A 17,280-nucleotide genomic window follows, 5' to 3' on the forward strand; every position below is an offset into this window, starting at 1 on the left:
TCTGGTGTTCCTTCGTTATTGGATTCGTGTGGATGGGTGGGTTCTCGTACGTCACTTCGAGGCGACGCTCGTGAACCCGCGCAGGCGGAGGCTGTTGCCGACGACGAAGACGCTGGAGAACGCCATCGCCGCACCTGCGAGCATGGGGTTGAGCATGCCGAGCGCAGCGACCGGGATCGCGGCGGTGTTGTAGGCGAATGCCCAGAACAGGTTGGTCTTGATCGTCGACAGGGTCTTCCTGGACAGGCGGATCGCGTCGACGGCGGCCCGCAGGTCACCGCGCACGAGCGTGATGTCGGAGGCCTCGATCGCGACGTCCGTGCCGGTGCCCATCGCCAGGCCCAGATCAGCCTGCGCGAGCGCGGGGGCGTCGTTGACGCCGTCGCCGACCATCGCGACGATCTTGCCCTCTTCCTGGAGGCGAGTGACGACGTCGACCTTGTCCTTGGGTAGCACTTCGGCGATGACCTCGTCGATGCCGACCTCGGACGCGATCTGGCGGGCCACGGCCTCGTTGTCACCGGTGAGCAGCACCGGGGTCAGGCCGATCTCCTTGAGCCCGCGGATCGCCTCGGCGCTCGTGGGCTTGACGGTGTCGGCGACGACGAGGATGCCGCGCGCAGCACCGTCCCAGCCGATCGCGACGACCGTCTTGCCCTCGCCCTCGGCCTGGGCCTTCGCCTGTGCGACCTCCGGAGAGAGCTTCTGCGACCAGTCCGCCAGCAGAGACTCGCGGCCGACGACGACCGGGGTCCCCTCGACGATGCCCTGCACGCCCTTGCCCTCGACATTGGCGAAGTCCTCTGGAGTAGGCAGCTGGCCGACTTCCTGGGTCGCGCCCTTGGCGATCGCCTGCGCAATCGGATGCTCCGAAGAGTCTTCCAGTGCACCGGCGAAACGCAGCAGCTCCGTACGATCCACACCGGGCTCAGTGATCACGTCGGTCAGAGTCATCTTGCCGCTGGTGACGGTGCCGGTCTTATCGAGCACGACGGTGTCGACCTTGCGAGTGGACTCCAGCACCTCCGGGCCCTTGATGAGGACGCCCATCTGCGCACCGCGCCCGGTGCCGACGAGCAACGCGGTCGGGGTCGCCAGACCCAGCGCGCAGGGGCAGGCGATGACGAGCACAGCGACCGCTGCGGTGAACGCGGCGGCGACGGGGAACCCGCCTCCCAGCCAGGCGCCGAGGGTGATGAACGCGACGACGATGACGATCGGCACGAAGATGCCGGAGATACGATCGGCCAGACGCTGCACCTCGGCCTTGCCGGTCTGCGCGTCCTCGACGAGCTTCGCCATCTGTGCGAGCTGTGTGTCCGAACCCACACGAGTCGCCCGCACGACCAGGCGGCCGCCGGCGTTGACGGTGGCACCGGTGACCGAGTCGCCCTCGCGGACCTCGACCGGCACGGACTCGCCGGTGAGCATCGAGGCGTCCACCGCGGAGGAGCCGGAGGTCACGAGACCGTCGGTGGCGATCTTCTCGCCTGGACGGACGATGAACTCGTCGCCGACCGCCAGCTCAGAGGTGGGGATCTTCACCTCTACGCCGTCGCGGAGTACGGCGACTTCCTTCGCGCCCAACTCCAGGAGGGCGCGCAGCGCGGCCCCGGCCTGGCGCTTGGATCGCTTCTCGAAGTAGCGGCCGGCGAGGATGAACATCGTCACGCCCGCGCCGACTTCGAGATAAATGTTCGCCGCGCCATCCGACGGAGCGATCGTGAACTCGAAGGGGTGCGTCATGCCGGGAGTGCCGGCAGTGCCGAGGAAGAGCGCATAGAGCGACCACAGCAGCGCGACGGAGGTACCCATCGAGATGAGCGTGTCCATCGTCGCCGCACCGTGCTTGAGGTTCGTCCACGCCGCCTTGTGGAACGGCCAAGCTCCCCAGATGATCACCGGTGCGGCCAGGGCGAGTGAGGCCCACTGCCAATACGTGAACTGCAGCGCGGGGATCATCGCCATCGCGATCACGGGAACAGTGAGCACGATCGCGCCGATCAGCCGATGCCGCAGCGAGGTGAGCTCACTGTCTTCCTCCTCCCCGGCCTCGGTCTCCGACATGTTCGCCGTAGTGTCCTTGGGCTTGGGCAGTGCGGCCGTGTACCCGGTCTTCTCGACCTCGGCGACCAGCAGTGACGGATCGTAGCCGGCAGGCACGGTGACCTTAGCCTTCTCAGTGGCGTAGTTGACGGTGGCCGCGACGCCATCGAGCTTGTTCAGCTTCTTCTCGATCCGGTTCGCGCAGGAGGCGCAGGTCATCCCGCCGATCTCCAACTCGATGTCCGGCCCACCCGTTGGGGGCGCTGATGTGCTCATCCTCTTCCTTCTTTCTCAGCTCTCGTGCGACGCCAGGCCCTGCGGGTCAGTGGCCGTCGGAATGCGAATCGTCTGTCTTCGAACCGTCACCGTGCTCGGCGTCGATCACGAACTCGGCGGTGTGCACCTGCCCGTCGACCTGGAAGTCCAGGTAGAGCAGGTAACGGTCGGCGGTCGGGGCCTCCGCTGCGAATCGGATCTCGGGTCCGGCCGTGTCCCCGGCCTGGGGCTCGTCGCCCTCGGCGTGGACGTGCAGGTAGGCGAGGTCACCCTCGCGCAGCGCCACCAGGTGGCCGAACGCGCCCAGGTAAGGCTCCAGCGTGGTCACCGGCTGACCGTCACGCTCGACCGAGATGGTGAGCTCGCTTGAGGTGCCCGCAGTGAGGTCGCCGTTGAGGGAGACGGTGTATCCGTCGACCTCGTCGGTGGTCTGCGCCTCGGTCTCGACAGGGGTGAAGTCGCCCGCGACCTCGATTGCGCGGGTGAGAGTGATGCCTTCGGCTTCCTCGCCCGCGGGTGTGAAGTCGGCGTACACGCGGTAGGTGCCCGCCTCGTCCCAGGTCCACGGCACCGACCAGGTGCCTGTGCTCGTGTCGAGTTCGGGGTGCACGTGCTGGAAACCGGCGCCGTCGGTGCGCACGGCGATCAGATGCAGGTCCTTCTCGTGCGCGGTGGTGTACTCGGTCACCGGTTCGCCGGACTCGTCGAGGATCTGGAAGCTCAGGTCTCCATCCTCGCCTGCGGCCGTGGGGGCCTGGACCGGAGAGAGCACGAAGCCGTCCGCGCTTGCGGAGACCCCGTTCAGAGCGGGCTCCGCGGTTTCCTGCGCAGCGTCGCCGTGCCCTTCACCGTGTGCGTTCACGTTACTTCCTTCTGCCCATGCTGCTGCGAAGCTATCGGGAATGACGGCGCCGGCGAGGCCGAAGGCCCCGCCGAACGCCACCACCAACCCGGCCCCGTAGAGCGCGAGCCGTCCTCCGGCCTTCATCAGACGCGCACCGCCGAGTAGCCGGCCTCCTCGACCGCCGCGAGGACCTTGGCGTCGTCGATCTCACCCTCGGCGGTGACGTTGAGCTTGCCGGTCTGCGCGCTGACTTGGATGTCCTGGACGCCGGGGATCTCGCTGACCTCCTCGCGGATCGACATCTCGCAGTGGCCGCAGGTCATGCCCGTCACCTGGTAATCGTTCGAAGCCATCAGGTATCCTCCTTGTATGTCGGTAGTACCCCTACCGGGTACGTGTACAAGTCAACGCTATACCCCTGTCAGGTATTCCGCAAGGAGGGAGGCGATCGTGTGAGCTGCATCGCGCAAGTGCTGCAAACGATGGTTGGAGCGTCCGAGGTGTGCCTTGTGGTGCACCGATGCTGCGGGGCGATCCGCTGGGTTTTGTCGATGCGCGTCGGAGAGTAGTGACCCCTCGGCTCATCAGAACCGTGGACTGCCTTGCCGCATCGACGAAGGCAGCGAAGACTGGTACGAAACCGACTCCCGCCCCACAGCGATCATGCGCTATTGCTGTTGGTTCGGAACTGGCGAGCTCGTCCGGCTCCACAGGCGTTCGAGATTAGTGAGCGGATCAGACAAGAGCCAGCAAGAGTGCGCGGCCACGCCAGAGGCAGCGAGGCACTCCTGTGATGCACATTGGCGTAGCCCGCTGGTCGCCCAGACGCTTGCCGTCCACCGGCCTGTCGGCCCGGTGGTTTACGACTGCCTCAACATCTTGTTCATTAGGTCGGGCTCGGCAATCATGTTCAGCGAGTTCGGTCGTCAGCCGGTCAGCGTGGGCGATGCGATCCTTCTCGGCCCGAACGTATTGTTCAGCTGCGAGCCCGAGTGCCAAGTGTCGGTGACGTCGATCCGTGTCGATACCGATTTCGCTCTCGATCAGTTCTTCTGGCAGCACTCTGCGGTGCTGCACGATCGGCTTGACGCCCCCGGTTTCGCGGAGAAGATCTACTCTGAACCAGCGCAGATCCTGCGACTCGGCAGAGATCGGGCCGGGATGGTTGTGCCGTGGATTGATGAGATGGTCGCGCTCAGCGTTGAGAGACGGTTCCGAGAGAGATTCAACCGACTCCAGGCACTCTGGTTCGCTGTCATGGATGTGCTCGGACCATTCATCCGGGTCTCGCCTGCGAGGCTGACACCATTGCAGCGTGCACGCGCGCGTCCAGTGCTGCCGCGCAGTCGCAGGTTAGCCCCTCTCCGTCCGGAGGCGCTGCTGGCACGGGAGGCACTGCATGAAAACGTCGCCTATAGGTGGACACTCCACGAGCTGTCCGAGAGGGTGCGGCTCTCCCCGCAGCAATTGACCCGTGTGTTCGTCGATGCCTTCGGGAAGACCCCGATCGCGTATCTGACGATGCTTCGCGTGCAGGAGATGGCCAGGCTGCTGCGCGAGTCCGATCTTTCTGTCGCAGCAGTAGGTCGTTGCGTCGGCTGGTCCAGCCGTTCACGGGCGACGGAGGCATTCATCGAGCACGTCGGGCTCAGCCCGAGTCGCTACCGCTCCATGCGCCCGGTTGTCGCGGATAGATAGCAGCAGAGTCGTCCGGGAAATCATCACTTCGTCCGGCGTCCGACCGGACTCAGCTGCTTCCAGCCCTACGCAGGCTCTGAGGCTGATACGCCAGTAGGTCCACGTCAGGTGCCGCCCGTGTCCTGACGGCCAACCTACCGACTGTTCCGTTCGCTGACCGTCTGACTCGCCGGAAGCTCCTGGCTCACCTCGCTGGTGCAAGGCCAGCCGCGACCTCGCGGCTGGCCTGCCGAGAGGAGGCCGACGATGGCGACGAGGGAGGAAGCCCGCCAACAGCGGGAAGCGAAGCTCGACGAGCTCCACGAGAAGCTCACCGGTGCCGTCGAACGGCTGGTCACCGGTGAGGACTGGGCCGATGCGATGCGGTTCGCTGCCCGGTTCCGGTCGCGGAGCTTCAACAACGTCTGCCTGATCTGGGAGCAGCACCAGGCCGCATTCGAGGCCGGCGGGGTGCCCGAACCGTTCCCCACCCTGGTCGCGGGATACAAGCAGTGGCAGCAGCTGGGCCGACAGGTCGAGAAGGGCCAGGCCGGGTATCAGATCCTCGCCCCGGTCACTGGCAGGTTCGCCTCGACGAACCCGGCCGATCCGGACTCCTGGCGGCGTCTGAACCGGGGTGAGAAGCCGAAGCCCGGTGAGGTCGTGCGCTCCCGCATGGTCGGCGTGCGCCCGGCCTACGTCTGGGACGCCTCCCAGACCAGCGGCGATCCGATCCCCGAACGGCCAGCGCCACGGCTGCTCGCTGGCGAAGCCCCCGAAGGTCTGCGCGAGGGTCTGGCGGAGCAGGTCACGGCGGAGGGGTTCGAGCTGCTGTGGGTGCCGCACGAGGGCATGATCGGCGGCGCGAACGGGCTGACGAACTACTCGACCCGGCAAGTCGCCGTGCGCACGAACATGGACGACGCCGCGCAGGTGAAGACTCTCGCCCACGAGCTCGGGCATGTGCTGATGCATGGGCCGGACCAGGAGGAGGCGCGGCAGCATCGCGGGATCGGTGAGGTCGAGGCCGAATCGGTGGCGCTGATGATCGGCGCCGCCCACGGCATGGACACCACGGGCTACACGATCCCGTACGTGGCCGGGTGGGCGGCGAACGTCGACGGGAAGAACCCGGTCGAGGTCGTGCAGGCCGCCGGTGAGCGCATCCGCAAGACCGCGCTCAGCATCCTCGACGGCCTCGACACGAACCAGGTGCCCGACGGCACACCGCCCGGGCTGGAACGCGACGGCCCGGCCCCGAAGAGCCCACGGCAGGACACGCCCGGTCGGCAAGTGGCGCCGTTGCCGGCGCCGGAGCGGGCCGCTGCGGTCGTGTTGGGGCGGGGGCTGTGATGTCCGAGAGCAGGTTTACTCGGGCGGTCCGGCAGATGGATGCGTCCTGGCCGCTGGGGCGGGCCGCGATGGTGTTCGCGCAGTCCGGGGTGCCGGTGTTCCCGTGCGCGCCGGAGGGCAAGCAGCCGATCACCCGACGCGGCTTCCACGACGCCACCACCGACCCGGCGCAGGTGGAGGCCTGGTGGCGCAGGTTCCCGGCGGCGAACATCGGCATGCCCACCGGCCGAGCCTCGGGCGTCTCCGTGGTGGATGTCGATGTGCACGGCGTCAACGGCTTCGACGCGATCCGCGCCGCGCGGCGGGAGGGGCTGGTGCATGGCTGGGAGACGATGGCGCGCTCACCGACCGGCGGCCTGCACATCTACTTCCCGGCCGCCGACAGTGAACAGCCGTCGTGGCAGGCCGGCCGTGCCGGGGTGGATTTCCGTGGGGATCGCGGCTACATCATCGTCCCGCCCTCGCGCCGCCAGATCGACGGCGAGAGCGTGCTCTACCGCCCCACCTCGTTCGCCCCCACCGACGGGCGGGCGCTGGATGCGCAGCGCCTGCGGGAGTTTCTCACCCCGCCCCGGCCCCGCCCGAAGACCGGCCCGATCTCGGATGCAGGGGCGATGGTGGATGCGGGTCGGATGGCGTCCTGGCTGAGCGGGCAGTCCACGGATCGCAATCTCAAGCTGTTCTGGGCCGCCTGCCGCCTCGCCGAGGGCAATGTGCCGGTCTCCGAGGCGCTGGATGCGTTTGCGAGCGTGGAGCAGCCGGATTTCGGGCAGCGGGAGATCACTCGCACCGTCGAGTCCGCCTACCGCACCATCACCACCGGTGTCGGCACCTCGACCCGGGCCGAGTCCGTGCCGGAGAGATTCGGGCCGGTGCCGGCTGCGACGCGGGCGGGCCGGGGGCTGTGATGGGCGGGCTGTCGGGGCGGCGATGGGCGGTGGTCGCGGCCGCGTCGGGGACGGTGCTGATCGGCGGCGGCGCGTTCTGGCTGAGCTTCGTCGCTCTGGCCGATCTCGCGGTGCGCTCGGGCATCACCAGGAACCAGGCGTGGATCTGGCCGCTCTTGGTGGACGGGCTGATCGTGGTCGCGACCGTCGCGGTCGTCGCCCTCGACGGGCATCGGGCGGCCTGGTACCCGTGGGTGCTGCTGATCGCCGGGGCGCTGATGTCGGTGAGCGCGAACGCCGCGCACGCCCTCGTCGCCGCTGACGCCTCCGTGCCGGGCCTGCTCGCGGCCATCGTCGCCGCGGTCCCGCCGCTCGTGCTGCTGGCCTCCACGCATCTGACGACGGTCCTGACCCGCTCCACCAGAACCCCGGTCCCCACGCCGATCACCCCCACCCCGGAGTCAGGATCGGCGCTGGAGGTCTCCGAGACCGCTGGCGCGCAGGCACAGGCCGCACCGCTCCTTCTGCCGGAGCTTCCCGAGCGGCCACGTTCGGCCACGGGCATCGCGGTAGCGACACCGCCGGCCCCGGCCGCCAAGGTGCTGGGCGAGCAGACAGAGCCTGACCGATCGGATGTGCCCGTGCTGGAGGCGGTGGCCGAAACCCCATCGGCTGAGCCCGACCCGCCAACGTTGGCAGGTGCTGGGCGGCGGGAACGGGCGGCAGTGCTGCGGGGGCGGGGCTGGTCGAACAAGGCGATCGCGCGCGAACTCGGCGTGCACGCCTCGACCGTCGGCCGCTGGTTCCCCCGCACCGATCCCGCGCCCGCCGCAGACCAGGAGACCTCGGCAGTGCCCGAGCACCACAACGAATCAGATGAGGAGAAGGAGCAGAAATCATGAACCCCTACGAGCAGAACAACCCCGGCAGGCAGGACACGCCCCCGCCGGAGACGACCCGCCCTGACCGGGCGGAGACACCGGGTGCTCCGGAGGCGATCCAAGCCGCCGACGTCACCCGCACAACCGGTGCCAAGACTGAGACTGCGGATGTTGATCCGGCACTGCGCAAGGCGCGCGGGGTTGACTGGGTACGCACCTCGGACCTGATGGCGAGAGGCACCGGGCAGATCTCACGCCTGGCGATCGACTTCGAGGCGAACCTCGCACACAAGGCCCACGACGGCCTCGCCCGCGGCGTCACGCGCCTGGGTGCAAAGGAGCGTGAGCTGCCCCCGATCTCGGCGTTCGGCCGCAGTACGAGCCGTGACGGGGCCGGGCGCGGCCCGGTCGGAATGAACTGAGGTGACCGGCCATGACCACGACCATGCCCGGCGCCGAACGCCGAGCACCAGGTGTCGGAGAAGGCGAGTGCACCTGCCTGCCAGGAGGTGCCGAACCCATGACGACCACGACTCACACAGGTTCCCCGCAGCGGGGGCCTGAGAACTACACGACCAGCGCCGGGCTGCGTGCCCTGCTGGCCCGGCTCCACGCGGCCGGGCCCGGGGCATGGGCGCGGGACCCGGTCGCCGGCGAGCTGATGCAGTATGCGGCGCAGAAGTACGCCGCGCTGGCGCGCAAGCACTCGTTGGACCCGTGGGAGGCCGCCAGCGCCGCGTTCGATGTGATGCGCACCCGCTCCGCCCGGGAGGCGATCGACCCGTGGGGCGTGGTCACGCACGCGGTGCGGATCACCTGCATCGCCGAGGAGCGCGCCCAGGGGCTGCTGTGCTCGACCCATCAGGCCCGCCGCCCGCACATCTCCGCGTTCCACGACGCCGAGCGAATCTCCGACAGGGAGACGCCGCTGTCGGAGTATCACCCCGCGTTCCAGGTCACCGACCCCGAACCCGATCCCGACGGCACCGGAGACGCCGGAGACGGTGACGGTGGCGGTGGTGGTGTGGTGGGGGTGGCGATGTCGGCGTCGTCGGCGGCTGAGGACGCGATCGCGCTGGTGACGATGCTCGGCTGGGAGCCCGCGACCGCGCGGGCGTCGGTGGAGCACATCTGCGGGGCGCTGGCGAAGGCCGGGGCGCGGCATACCGCGTTCGAGACCCTGCGACGTGACCAGCACGCCCGCGCGCTGCTGGATCTGCCGGGCCGGTCCTGGACCGGGCTGCTCAAGGCGCTGCTGGGCAACCCGCACCCGGCGCTGGCGGCGACCAGCGCGGGCCGCGGGGTGCTGCTGCGGCTGCTGATCGGCGAGACGATCCCGATGCTGCTGCGCGATGACGATCTCGTGCTCACCATCTGCCTGGCCGCCCCACGACAGGCCCGGAAGTAACCGGGGACCACGAAGAGAGGACTGAGAGGGGTGAGTGGTGATGAGTATCGAACTGCAACGCACCGTGGAGTCGATTCAGGTCGGTGCCCGTCATCGCGCCGACCTCGGCGATATCCAGGCTCTGGCTGACTCGATCCGCGAGCACGGCCTGTTGCAACCGATCACGGTCACCCCCGAAGGGGTGCTGGTGTGCGGGCGACGCCGGCTGGAAGCGATCCGGCTGCTGCACTGGCGCACGGTCAGCGTGTGGGTGCGATCGGGTGTCTCGACCCGGTTGGGGCATCTGCTGGCCGAGCAGGACGAGAATGCGCACCGCAAGCCGCTCAACCAGCTGGAGGCCGCCGCCCTGTACCGCGAGCTCAAGCAGCTCATGACCGAGGACGCCCAGCGCCGCGATGTCGTAACCCGCTTCTCGGCGGAGAATCAGCCCGGTGCTGACGGGGGTGCCAAATTGGCACCCCCGTCAGGGGGTGTCGGTGGGAGGAGCCGCGCGCAGGCCGCGCGGATGGTCACCGGCCGCGCCTCGTACACGACGCTGGAGAAGATCTCGGCGATCCAGGCCATGGCCGAGAACCCCGAGAATCCCGAGGCGCTGCGCGAGCAGGCGACGACGGAGCTGGCGGGGATCGAGGCCGGCGGGCCGGTCGACCCCGCCTATCAGCGCCTGCGCGGCCAGGTCGAGCAAGCGGACGCCTCTCGCCAGGCGTCGCTGCGCGCGATGGCCCAAGAGGCCGTCGCCCGTGTCACCGCCGCTGGACGCACCAAGCCCCGCACGCACACCTCGGCCCGGCCGGCGGTGGTGCCGGGGCGGTGGCCGGTGACGGCGTTCGTGCAGACCTGGACCTCCCTGGCGGAATGGTGGACCCACTACGACGTGGACGAGCTCGCCCGCGACCTCACCGAGGAGCAGGCCGGCATCTTCCTCGACGTCGCCGACGGCACCAGCGCCTTCGCCGCCCGCCTGCGCATCTCCCTCGACACCACCGGCCACGACGTCGAGACGACAACCGAGGAGCCCCGCACCGACGAGGACACCGGCCCCGGCGCTGATGCCGAATCAGGCGAGAGCGTCTCTCGGCAGCATCTGCGTGCTCTGTGACCGGGTGCGTGCACCTGGGCGGCATGAAGACTTTCGCTGACTCCCGCCCGCGCACCCGCCTGATCGTCCTGCTCGCCGCCGGCCTGGTGATCGTGCTCCTGGCCGGCATCGGGATCTACGGCCTGATCCTCGGCCCCGACACCAGCCCACCCCACGACCGTGACCCCGAGCCGGGCGCGTCGTCGAGTCCGGTCGAGTCCGGCACGCCACGGCCGGGGCGGATCGCTGCGGTGGTCGGGTCCGGGGACCCGGAGGAGTTCGCCCGCAACGTCGCGACGGCGGTGTTCGCCTGGGATACCGGGTCGGGGCTGATGCCGCTGGACTACACGAGCGTGCTGATGGAGGTCGCCGACCCGACCGGCACCGAGCAGGCCGGCCTCGCCTCCGATATCGCCGCCTATCTGCCCACGCGGGAGGCATGGGTCGAGCTGCGCCAGTACGCCACCACCCAGCACCTGGAGATCACCGATGCGTTCGTGCCCGGAGCGTGGGCGACCGCGCAGGAGCAGGCGCAGCCGGGGCAGCTGGTGGAGGGGACGACGGCGATCACGATCGAAGGCGTCCGCCACCGTGCCGGGGTGTTGAACGACGAACCCGTCGACTCCGCGCACGAGGTGGCGTTCACCGTGTTCGTGGTCTGCGAGCCCGCCTACGACACCTGTCATCTGCTGCGGCTGTCCGAGCTGGACAACCCCCTGCGCTGACCCGAGAGGTCTGGGGAGAAAGGAGGGGCGTGGTGCTCAAGAAGCTCGCTATCGGACTGCTCGCACTGGCGCTGGTAGCACCGTTCCTGTCGATGGTCGGGATCGGGCTGCTGATGAACCCCGCCGCGACCTGGGCCTGCACCGTGCCCGGCGGCGGACTGCAAGTCGGCGAGGTGCCCGACGAGCTCGCCGTCGAAACGCGCGATGGGGAGTCGTTCACGCTGAACAAGAAGCAACTCACGCACGCGGCCACGATCATCGAGACCGGCTCCGGCGTCGAGGGCGTGAACCGTGACGGACTCCAGATCGCGCTGATGGCCGCACTGACCGAGTCGACCCTGCGGCAGCTGTCGAACACGAGCGTCTACCCGGAGTCAGCGGACTACCCGAACGATGGCGATGGCAGCGACAACGACAGCCTGGGGTTGTTCCAGATGCGCCCGCAGGCCGGGTGGGGGTCGGTCCCAGAGCTGATGGCCCCCGAGTATCAGGCGCGAGCGTTCTTCGGCGGCCCGGACGGCCCGAACCATCCCTCGCCGCGCGGGCTGCTGGACATCCCCGGCTGGCAAGACATGGGCAAAGGCGAGGCCGCCCAAGCCGTGGAGGTCTCGGCGTTCCCCGACCGGTACGAGAACTACAGCCCCGTCGCCGTCACGATCCTCGACACCCTCCTCGGCACCACAGGCACGAACGTCGAAACTGACCCTGGTGTGGTGCCTGCTGTGGCCGGGGCGGCGGAGTCTTCGCGGGTGGTGTTCCCTCTGCCCGAGGGCACGTGGACGGCGACCGACCCGTACGGGCCGCGCACCCACCCGATCACCGGGGAGCAGTCCTTCCACACCGGCAGCGACTTCGCCGCCCCGGACGGCACGCCCATCCTCGCCGCCGCCGACGGCACGGTCACCGTCGCCGAGTACACCGATGCGTGGGGCGGGAAGGTCGTCATCGAACATCAGGTCGGCGGCGAGCAGGTCGCCACCGGGTACATCCATTCCTGGGCCGACGGCATCCACGTCGAGGCCGGCGATAGGGTGCGGGCCGGGCAGCACATCGCCGACGTCGGCTCCTCGGGCCAGTCCACCGGCCCGCACCTGCACCTTGAGGTCTATGTCGGGGGCACCGGCGGTGAGCACACCGACCCCGCCGCCTGGCTGAACGCCCACGACGCCGCGGACCTGCCCGAGGCCGAGACCGGCCCACCGGCCGGCGACTGCGACCCCGACAGCAATGGGCCTGGTGGGGAGCCTGACCCTGCCCCGGCCGGTGACCCGGATGAGCTGGTCGACGACCCGACCAGTAACGGGCAGATCACCCGCCGCACCCTGCACCTGTATCAGCAGACGATCGCGGCGTTCCCCGAGACGACCTGGTCGTGCTACTCGCCACGGCCGGGCACGGTCTCGGAGCACCCGCTGGGTCGGGCCTGCGATATCGCGTTCGGCAACGCCATCGGGCAGATGCCCACGCCCGCGCAGATCGAGGCGGGCTGGGAAGTCACGAACTGGATGAAAGACCACGCCGAGACCCTCGGAGTCGACTACCTCATCTGGCAGGACAAGATCTGGTCCCTCGCCCGTGACGACGAGGGCTGGCGCGACTACACGCGCGGCACCGATATCACCACGAGGCATCAAGACCACCTCCACGTCACCCTCGCCGATTCGGGTGGTGGGGCCTGATGGACGTGTTCCCCGATTTCGAGGGCCTGGGCGGCATCGGCGACCTGGAAGAGGTCATCGGCGCCCTGTTGACGTTCGTGCTCATCATCGCGGTGCTGATGCTCATTATTTCCGGCATCGTCTGGGCGATCGCGTCTGCGTCCGGGAACTACGCCGCCGCCGGCAAGGCCCGCACCGGCGTGCTCGTCGCCCTCGGGGCGGCGATCCTCGCCGGCGCCGGGGTCACGTGGATGAACTGGTTGATCGGCATCGGCCAACAACTCTGAACCCCTGCGCTGAAGCTGCTGCGCCCGCCCCCGGTCTTGTGGGGGCGGGCGCTGCTGCGTGTCTGGCGGGGTCGGGTGCACCTGGTCGAGAGAACACCTCTGTCTCATCTGTCGAAGGAGCGCCCTGCCATGACCATCACGACCCTCGCCACCTGGACCCTCGCCCGCTTGGCGATGCTCCCGATGCAGATCGACATCGACCCCAACGACTCGGGGCTGCCCGGCATCGACCAGCTGCGCACCATCGTCGGTGCCGTCATGACCGTCGGCCTCATCCTGTCCGTCCTCGCGCTGATCGTCTCGGCGATCGTGTGGGGCTTCGGCTCCAACTCCAGCAACCCCCACCTGGCCGGCCGCGGCAAGATCGGCGTCTTGATCTCCTGCGGTGCGGCGGTGATCTGCGGTGCCGCGGTCACGCTGATCAATTTCTTCTGGGGCGTCGGCCAGGCCGTCTGAACCCGCCTATCTGTGTGAGGGAGGTCTGTGATGGCGCTGTGCGATGTTCCCGTCATCTCCACGGTCTGCGACTCCGCCGGTGAAGCGGCCGCGTCGCTGATCGCCGCCCCGTTCGACTGGTTCGCGCAGGCCGTCGGCGGGGCGGCGGGCTGGCTGATCGAGGCCATGTGGACAGTGTTTGACACGACCACGCTGGTCGACGTCACCCAAGAGGGGTACGTGTCGGTGTACAACCTGCTGTTCGGGATCGGCGTGTTCATCGTGCTGATCTTCTTCTGCTTCCAGCTCATCCTCGGCCTGATCCGCCGCGACCCCACCGCGCTGTCCCGCGCCGCCCTCGGGGCCGGCAAGGCCGTGCTCGGCTCCTTCGTGGTCATCACCCTGGCCGCGCTCGCGCTGGAGATCACCGACCAGTTGACCATCGGGATCATCCAAGCCGCCGGCGAGACCACGGCCACGATGGGCGACAAGATCATCCTGCTGGCCGCCGGACTGACCGCCATCAACATCTCCGCCCCCGGTGTCGGGGCGATCGTGACGATCTTCCTCGGCGGGCTCATGGTCGCCGCGGTCGCGATCGTGTGGTTCTCGCTGCTGATCCGCAAGGCTCTGCTGCTGATCGCGATCGTGCTCGCCCCGCTCGCGTTCGCTGGTGCGGCGTGGGATGCCACCCGCGGGTGGATCGGGAAGTGGGCGGCGTTCGTACTCGCCCTCATCATCTCCAAGCTGGTGCTCGTGGTGGTGTTCCTCATCGCGATCACCCAGATGGCAACCCCCATCGAGGCGGACCTGACGGCGATCACCGAGCCAATCACCGGCATCGTCATGCTCGCGATCGCCGCCTTCGCCCCCTACATGGTCTACCGGGTCATCGCGTTCCTCGGCTTCGACCTCTACAACACCATGGGATCGGAACAAGAAGCCAAGAACGCCATGAACCGACCCGTCCCGGTGCCCGGCACACCGCAAGGCGAAGGCCCGAAGAAGATCCTCGACACCAACGGCAACGGCGGCGGAGGAGGTGGGGGCGGGGGTGACGAACCGCCCCCACCCGGAGGCGGAAACCCACCCGGCGGTGGCGGCGGCGGTGGGGGCACGCCGCCACCACCAGGCGGCGGAGCAGATGCCGGAGCAGGTGCGGGCGGTGCGGGCGCCGGCGGTTCGGCGGCCGGTGCGGGAGCTGCCGCGGGACCGGTCGCGGCGGTGGTCATCGGCGCGGAGGTCGCGAAGAAGGCCGCGACGGCCGGCCCCGAGGCCGGCAAGCAGATCGGCGCCCAGGCCGAGGCCGCCACCGACGGCGCCAACCAGAACACCGGCAACACCAACACCAGCGGGAACGGTGAGAGCGGTGGGAGTGGGCCGGGCGCGCAGGCACCGCCGCGCAGCACCCCGCAGCCGAACCTGCCGACCGGCCCGAAGCCCGACGACGGGCCCAGTAAGCCGCCGACCGGTGGGAAGGAGTGATCCTCGTGAGCAACAAGCACAGCGCCGAAGAAGCGCGTACGGGCACCGACCTGGTGCCGGTGAAATTCAGCAGATTGACTCGCCGCGGCATCTTGCTGGGATTGTCCGCGACCCAGCTGGCGACCCTCGCCGTCGGAGTGCTGTCCCTGGTGGGCGCGTTCTACGCCGGCGGGATGCTCATCGCCTACACCGCCCCGATCTGGGTGTCCTCGATCGTGCTGACCTGGATGCCCGTCGCCGGGCGCCCGGTCGTGGAATGGGTGCCCGTGGCCGCCTGGTGGCTGTGGCGGACCACCGGCGGACAGTTGGCCTACCGGCGCCGCATCGTCGCTCCGAGGCCGGCGGGCACGCTCGCGCTGCCCGGTGACATGGCGCGGCTGCGCGAGCACGTCGACCCGCAGAGCGGGGCGGGCATGATCCACGACCCTCACCAGGCGACGCTGACGGTGGTGTGCGAGATCCGCCATCCCGCGTTCGTGCTCCTCGATCCCGGCGAGCAGGCCCGCCGGGTCTCCTCCTGGGGGCGGGTGCTGGCCAGCGTCTGCCGGTCCGGGCGGATCGCGACCGTGCAGGTGCTGGAGCGCACCCTGCCGGACTCGGGCACGGGCCTGGCCGAATGGTGGGCCGCCCACGGCAGCCAGGACGACTCCTTCGCATCGAGGACGTATGCCGAGCTGATCGAGCGCGCCGGGCCCGCCGGGGAGCGTCACGCCACCACGATCAGCCTCAGCCTGGATATGAAGACGGCGGCCCGGCAGATCCGGACCGCCGGCGGCGGGCTGCGGGGCGCGGCCGCGGTGCTGCGCCAGGAGATGAGCACACTGACCGCGGCGCTGCGCTCGGCGGACCTGACCCCTGCCGGGTGGCTGAGCCCGGGGCAGATCGCCGTGATCCTGCGCAGCGCCTACGACCCGGCCGTCGCCGCGACCCTGGAGCGGCACGGGGAGATCGGCCAGTCGCTGGCCACCGCCGGCCCGGTCGCGGTGACCGAGACCTGGACGAGGCTGCGCACCGATACCGGCTACCACGTCGTGCTTTGGATCAGCGAGTGGCCCCGCTCGATGGTGTATCCGGGGTTCCTCGCCCCGCTGGTGCTCTCCTCAGGGATCGGGCGATCCCTGTCGCTGCTCTACACCCCGCTGCGCACCGATCAGGCTGCCCGTGACATCCGCAAGAAGAAGGTCGAGCACATCTCCGATGCCGCGCAGCGCCGCCGGATCGGACAGATCGAGGACGCCGCCCAGACCGCCGAATACACCGACGTGCTCCAGCAGGAAGCTGACCTCACCGCCGGGCACGGCGTGCTGCGCGTGACCGGTCTGGTCGCCGTCTCGGCGCCCACCATCGAGGAACTGGACGCCGCGGTCGCCGCGGTCGAGCAGGCCGCCATCCAGGCCTCCTGCGAAACCCGCCGCCTCGTCGGCCAGCAGGCCGCCGCGTTCACAGCCGCGGCCTTGCCCCTGACCCGGCCCGTATGAGCCGGCTCAGTTGTCCTTCGGGGGCTTCTCCTGTGCTAGGAGTTGGGAGAAGTGCGCGTCGTTTGGGGCGATATCTGGTCGGAGCCAGTGCATGACCTGATACGTGTTGTTCACCAACATGAAGCCGTCCGACGCCATCGCACCGGCGGAGAAGACAACCTGATCATCTCCGAGCGCGTCCAGCAATTCGGCGTTGTCATCGCCATGGACGAGGTCACCGTAGAGGAACATACGTGCGATCTCGTTGTCCCAGGCATTGACACGAACCCCGGCTGCTTCTGGGTCGATCGGGGCCTGCATAATCCGCATTCGGCGAGGCGGGTACTGCGCCCAGTTCTCACGCAACTGTGTCAAATGCTCAGAGACATTGGTGGCGTCCGCCGGCCGAAAGTACTCCAACGCGGCAAGAACCGTTACCCATGCGAGCCGGTCGCCCTTCTTCGTGAGCGTGAGTGGACGGATCAGTGTGAGTGCGTAAGCCACCTGCTCTTTGGGAGGAATGACCTGGCGAATGCCTGCCAGAGACGACTGGCCTGTGGCTTGATCGACAACGAAGTTCATGTGCAGCTGTTGCCCCAGGTTCATCGCATCGTCACGACGTGCGAGCTCGCACGAGAAGAGCTCTTCCGCTCGGCGTTTGAACAGTCGCAGGGTCTGAGTGTGCCTCGCTGCGAGCTGATCGCTGGCCCTATCCTCACCGCTCATGTGCTCCTCCGGCTGGTTCGTGCTCTGAATGCGTACCTCTCGATCACCACAGTCAAG

The 17,280-nt window shown here is 68.9% G+C and carries 17 protein-coding genes; 13 read left to right on the forward strand and 4 right to left on the reverse strand.

What is annotated here, in order from left to right:
• Positions 1 to 51: 51 nt before the first annotated feature.
• The 3 genes from EJL01_RS03665 to EJL01_RS03675 are packed head-to-tail and all read right to left on the reverse strand — an operon-like array spanning position 52 to position 3,519.
• The gene (locus tag EJL01_RS03665) at positions 52 to 2,322 is read right to left on the reverse strand and encodes a heavy metal translocating P-type ATPase (RefSeq protein ID WP_040560307.1); all 2,271 of its coding nucleotides are present in this window, start codon (positions 2,320 to 2,322) and stop codon (positions 52 to 54) included.
• Positions 2,323 to 2,368: 46 nt separating this feature from the next.
• Entirely contained in the window at positions 2,369 to 3,310 is a 942-nt protein-coding gene (locus EJL01_RS03670) for a DUF8832 domain-containing protein (protein WP_040560308.1), read from the reverse strand.
• Complete coding sequence (locus EJL01_RS03675; protein ID WP_006213359.1) at positions 3,310 to 3,519, reverse strand: heavy-metal-associated domain-containing protein; 210 nt, start codon at positions 3,517 to 3,519, stop codon at positions 3,310 to 3,312. Before EJL01_RS03675 ends, EJL01_RS03670 begins: the two co-directional genes overlap by 1 nt.
• A 553-nt stretch (positions 3,520 to 4,072) precedes the next feature.
• On the opposite strand from EJL01_RS03675, the gene EJL01_RS03680 reads away from it, so the two are divergent.
• The 13 genes from EJL01_RS03680 to EJL01_RS03740 all read left to right on the forward strand — a co-directional run bounded on the left by EJL01_RS03680 (position 4,073) and on the right by EJL01_RS03740 (position 16,518).
• A complete protein-coding gene (locus EJL01_RS03680; RefSeq protein WP_225984163.1) occupies positions 4,073 to 4,864 on the forward strand; it encodes a helix-turn-helix transcriptional regulator in 792 nt (263 codons plus the stop codon).
• Positions 4,865 to 5,110: 246 nt separating this feature from the next.
• Positions 5,111 to 6,196, forward strand: a complete 1,086-nt coding sequence (locus tag EJL01_RS03685) for an ArdC-like ssDNA-binding domain-containing protein (protein ID WP_006213361.1) — start codon at positions 5,111 to 5,113, stop codon at positions 6,194 to 6,196.
• Between the two features lie 68 nt (positions 6,197 to 6,264).
• Positions 6,265 to 7,104, forward strand: coding sequence for a bifunctional DNA primase/polymerase (locus EJL01_RS03690; RefSeq protein WP_125106313.1), 840 nt, complete (start codon positions 6,265 to 6,267; stop codon positions 7,102 to 7,104).
• Positions 7,104 to 7,985 (forward strand): DUF2637 domain-containing protein, encoded by an 882-nt coding sequence (locus tag EJL01_RS03695; protein ID WP_179861206.1) that lies wholly within the window; start codon positions 7,104 to 7,106, stop codon positions 7,983 to 7,985. The genes EJL01_RS03690 and EJL01_RS03695 overlap by 1 nt, the downstream gene beginning before the upstream one ends.
• The gene (locus tag EJL01_RS03700; RefSeq protein WP_006213364.1) at positions 7,982 to 8,386 is read left to right on the forward strand and encodes a hypothetical protein; all 405 of its coding nucleotides are present in this window, start codon (positions 7,982 to 7,984) and stop codon (positions 8,384 to 8,386) included. Before EJL01_RS03695 ends, EJL01_RS03700 begins: the two co-directional genes overlap by 4 nt.
• 98 nt (positions 8,387 to 8,484) lie before the next feature.
• Positions 8,485 to 9,372, forward strand: coding sequence for a hypothetical protein (locus EJL01_RS03705; RefSeq protein WP_040560311.1), 888 nt, complete (start codon positions 8,485 to 8,487; stop codon positions 9,370 to 9,372).
• Positions 9,373 to 9,412: 40 nt separating this feature from the next.
• The gene (locus tag EJL01_RS03710; protein ID WP_040560312.1) at positions 9,413 to 10,471 is read left to right on the forward strand and encodes a ParB N-terminal domain-containing protein; all 1,059 of its coding nucleotides are present in this window, start codon (positions 9,413 to 9,415) and stop codon (positions 10,469 to 10,471) included.
• A 23-nt stretch (positions 10,472 to 10,494) separates the two neighbouring features.
• On the forward strand, positions 10,495 to 11,175 hold the full coding sequence (locus EJL01_RS03715; RefSeq protein ID WP_040560323.1) for a hypothetical protein: 681 nt from the start codon (positions 10,495 to 10,497) through the stop codon (positions 11,173 to 11,175).
• Between the two features lie 32 nt (positions 11,176 to 11,207).
• Positions 11,208 to 12,854, forward strand: a complete 1,647-nt coding sequence (locus EJL01_RS03720) for a M23 family metallopeptidase (protein ID WP_040560324.1) — start codon at positions 11,208 to 11,210, stop codon at positions 12,852 to 12,854.
• Positions 12,854 to 13,120, forward strand: a complete 267-nt coding sequence (locus EJL01_RS03725; RefSeq protein WP_006213369.1) for a DUF6112 family protein — start codon at positions 12,854 to 12,856, stop codon at positions 13,118 to 13,120. Before EJL01_RS03720 ends, EJL01_RS03725 begins: the two co-directional genes overlap by 1 nt.
• Positions 13,121 to 13,249: 129 nt before the next feature.
• The gene (locus tag EJL01_RS03730) at positions 13,250 to 13,576 is read left to right on the forward strand and encodes a DUF6112 family protein (protein ID WP_006213370.1); all 327 of its coding nucleotides are present in this window, start codon (positions 13,250 to 13,252) and stop codon (positions 13,574 to 13,576) included.
• Positions 13,577 to 13,606: 30 nt separating this feature from the next.
• Complete coding sequence (locus EJL01_RS03735) at positions 13,607 to 15,040, forward strand: TrbL/VirB6 family protein (RefSeq protein WP_006213371.1); 1,434 nt, start codon at positions 13,607 to 13,609, stop codon at positions 15,038 to 15,040.
• Between the two features lie 5 nt (positions 15,041 to 15,045).
• Positions 15,046 to 16,518, forward strand: coding sequence for an SCO6880 family protein (locus tag EJL01_RS03740; protein WP_006213372.1), 1,473 nt, complete (start codon positions 15,046 to 15,048; stop codon positions 16,516 to 16,518).
• Positions 16,519 to 16,524: 6 nt separating this feature from the next.
• Here EJL01_RS03740 and EJL01_RS03745 read toward each other — a convergent pair whose 3' ends face one another.
• Positions 16,525 to 17,223: a hypothetical protein gene (locus EJL01_RS03745; protein ID WP_040560313.1), complete on the reverse strand. Its 699-nt coding sequence runs from the start codon at positions 17,221 to 17,223 to the stop codon at positions 16,525 to 16,527.
• Between the last annotated feature and the right edge of the window lie 57 nt (positions 17,224 to 17,280).

This window comes from Gulosibacter massiliensis (assembly GCF_900626105.1).
GTDB lineage: Bacteria > Actinomycetota > Actinomycetes > Actinomycetales > Microbacteriaceae > Gulosibacter > Gulosibacter sediminis.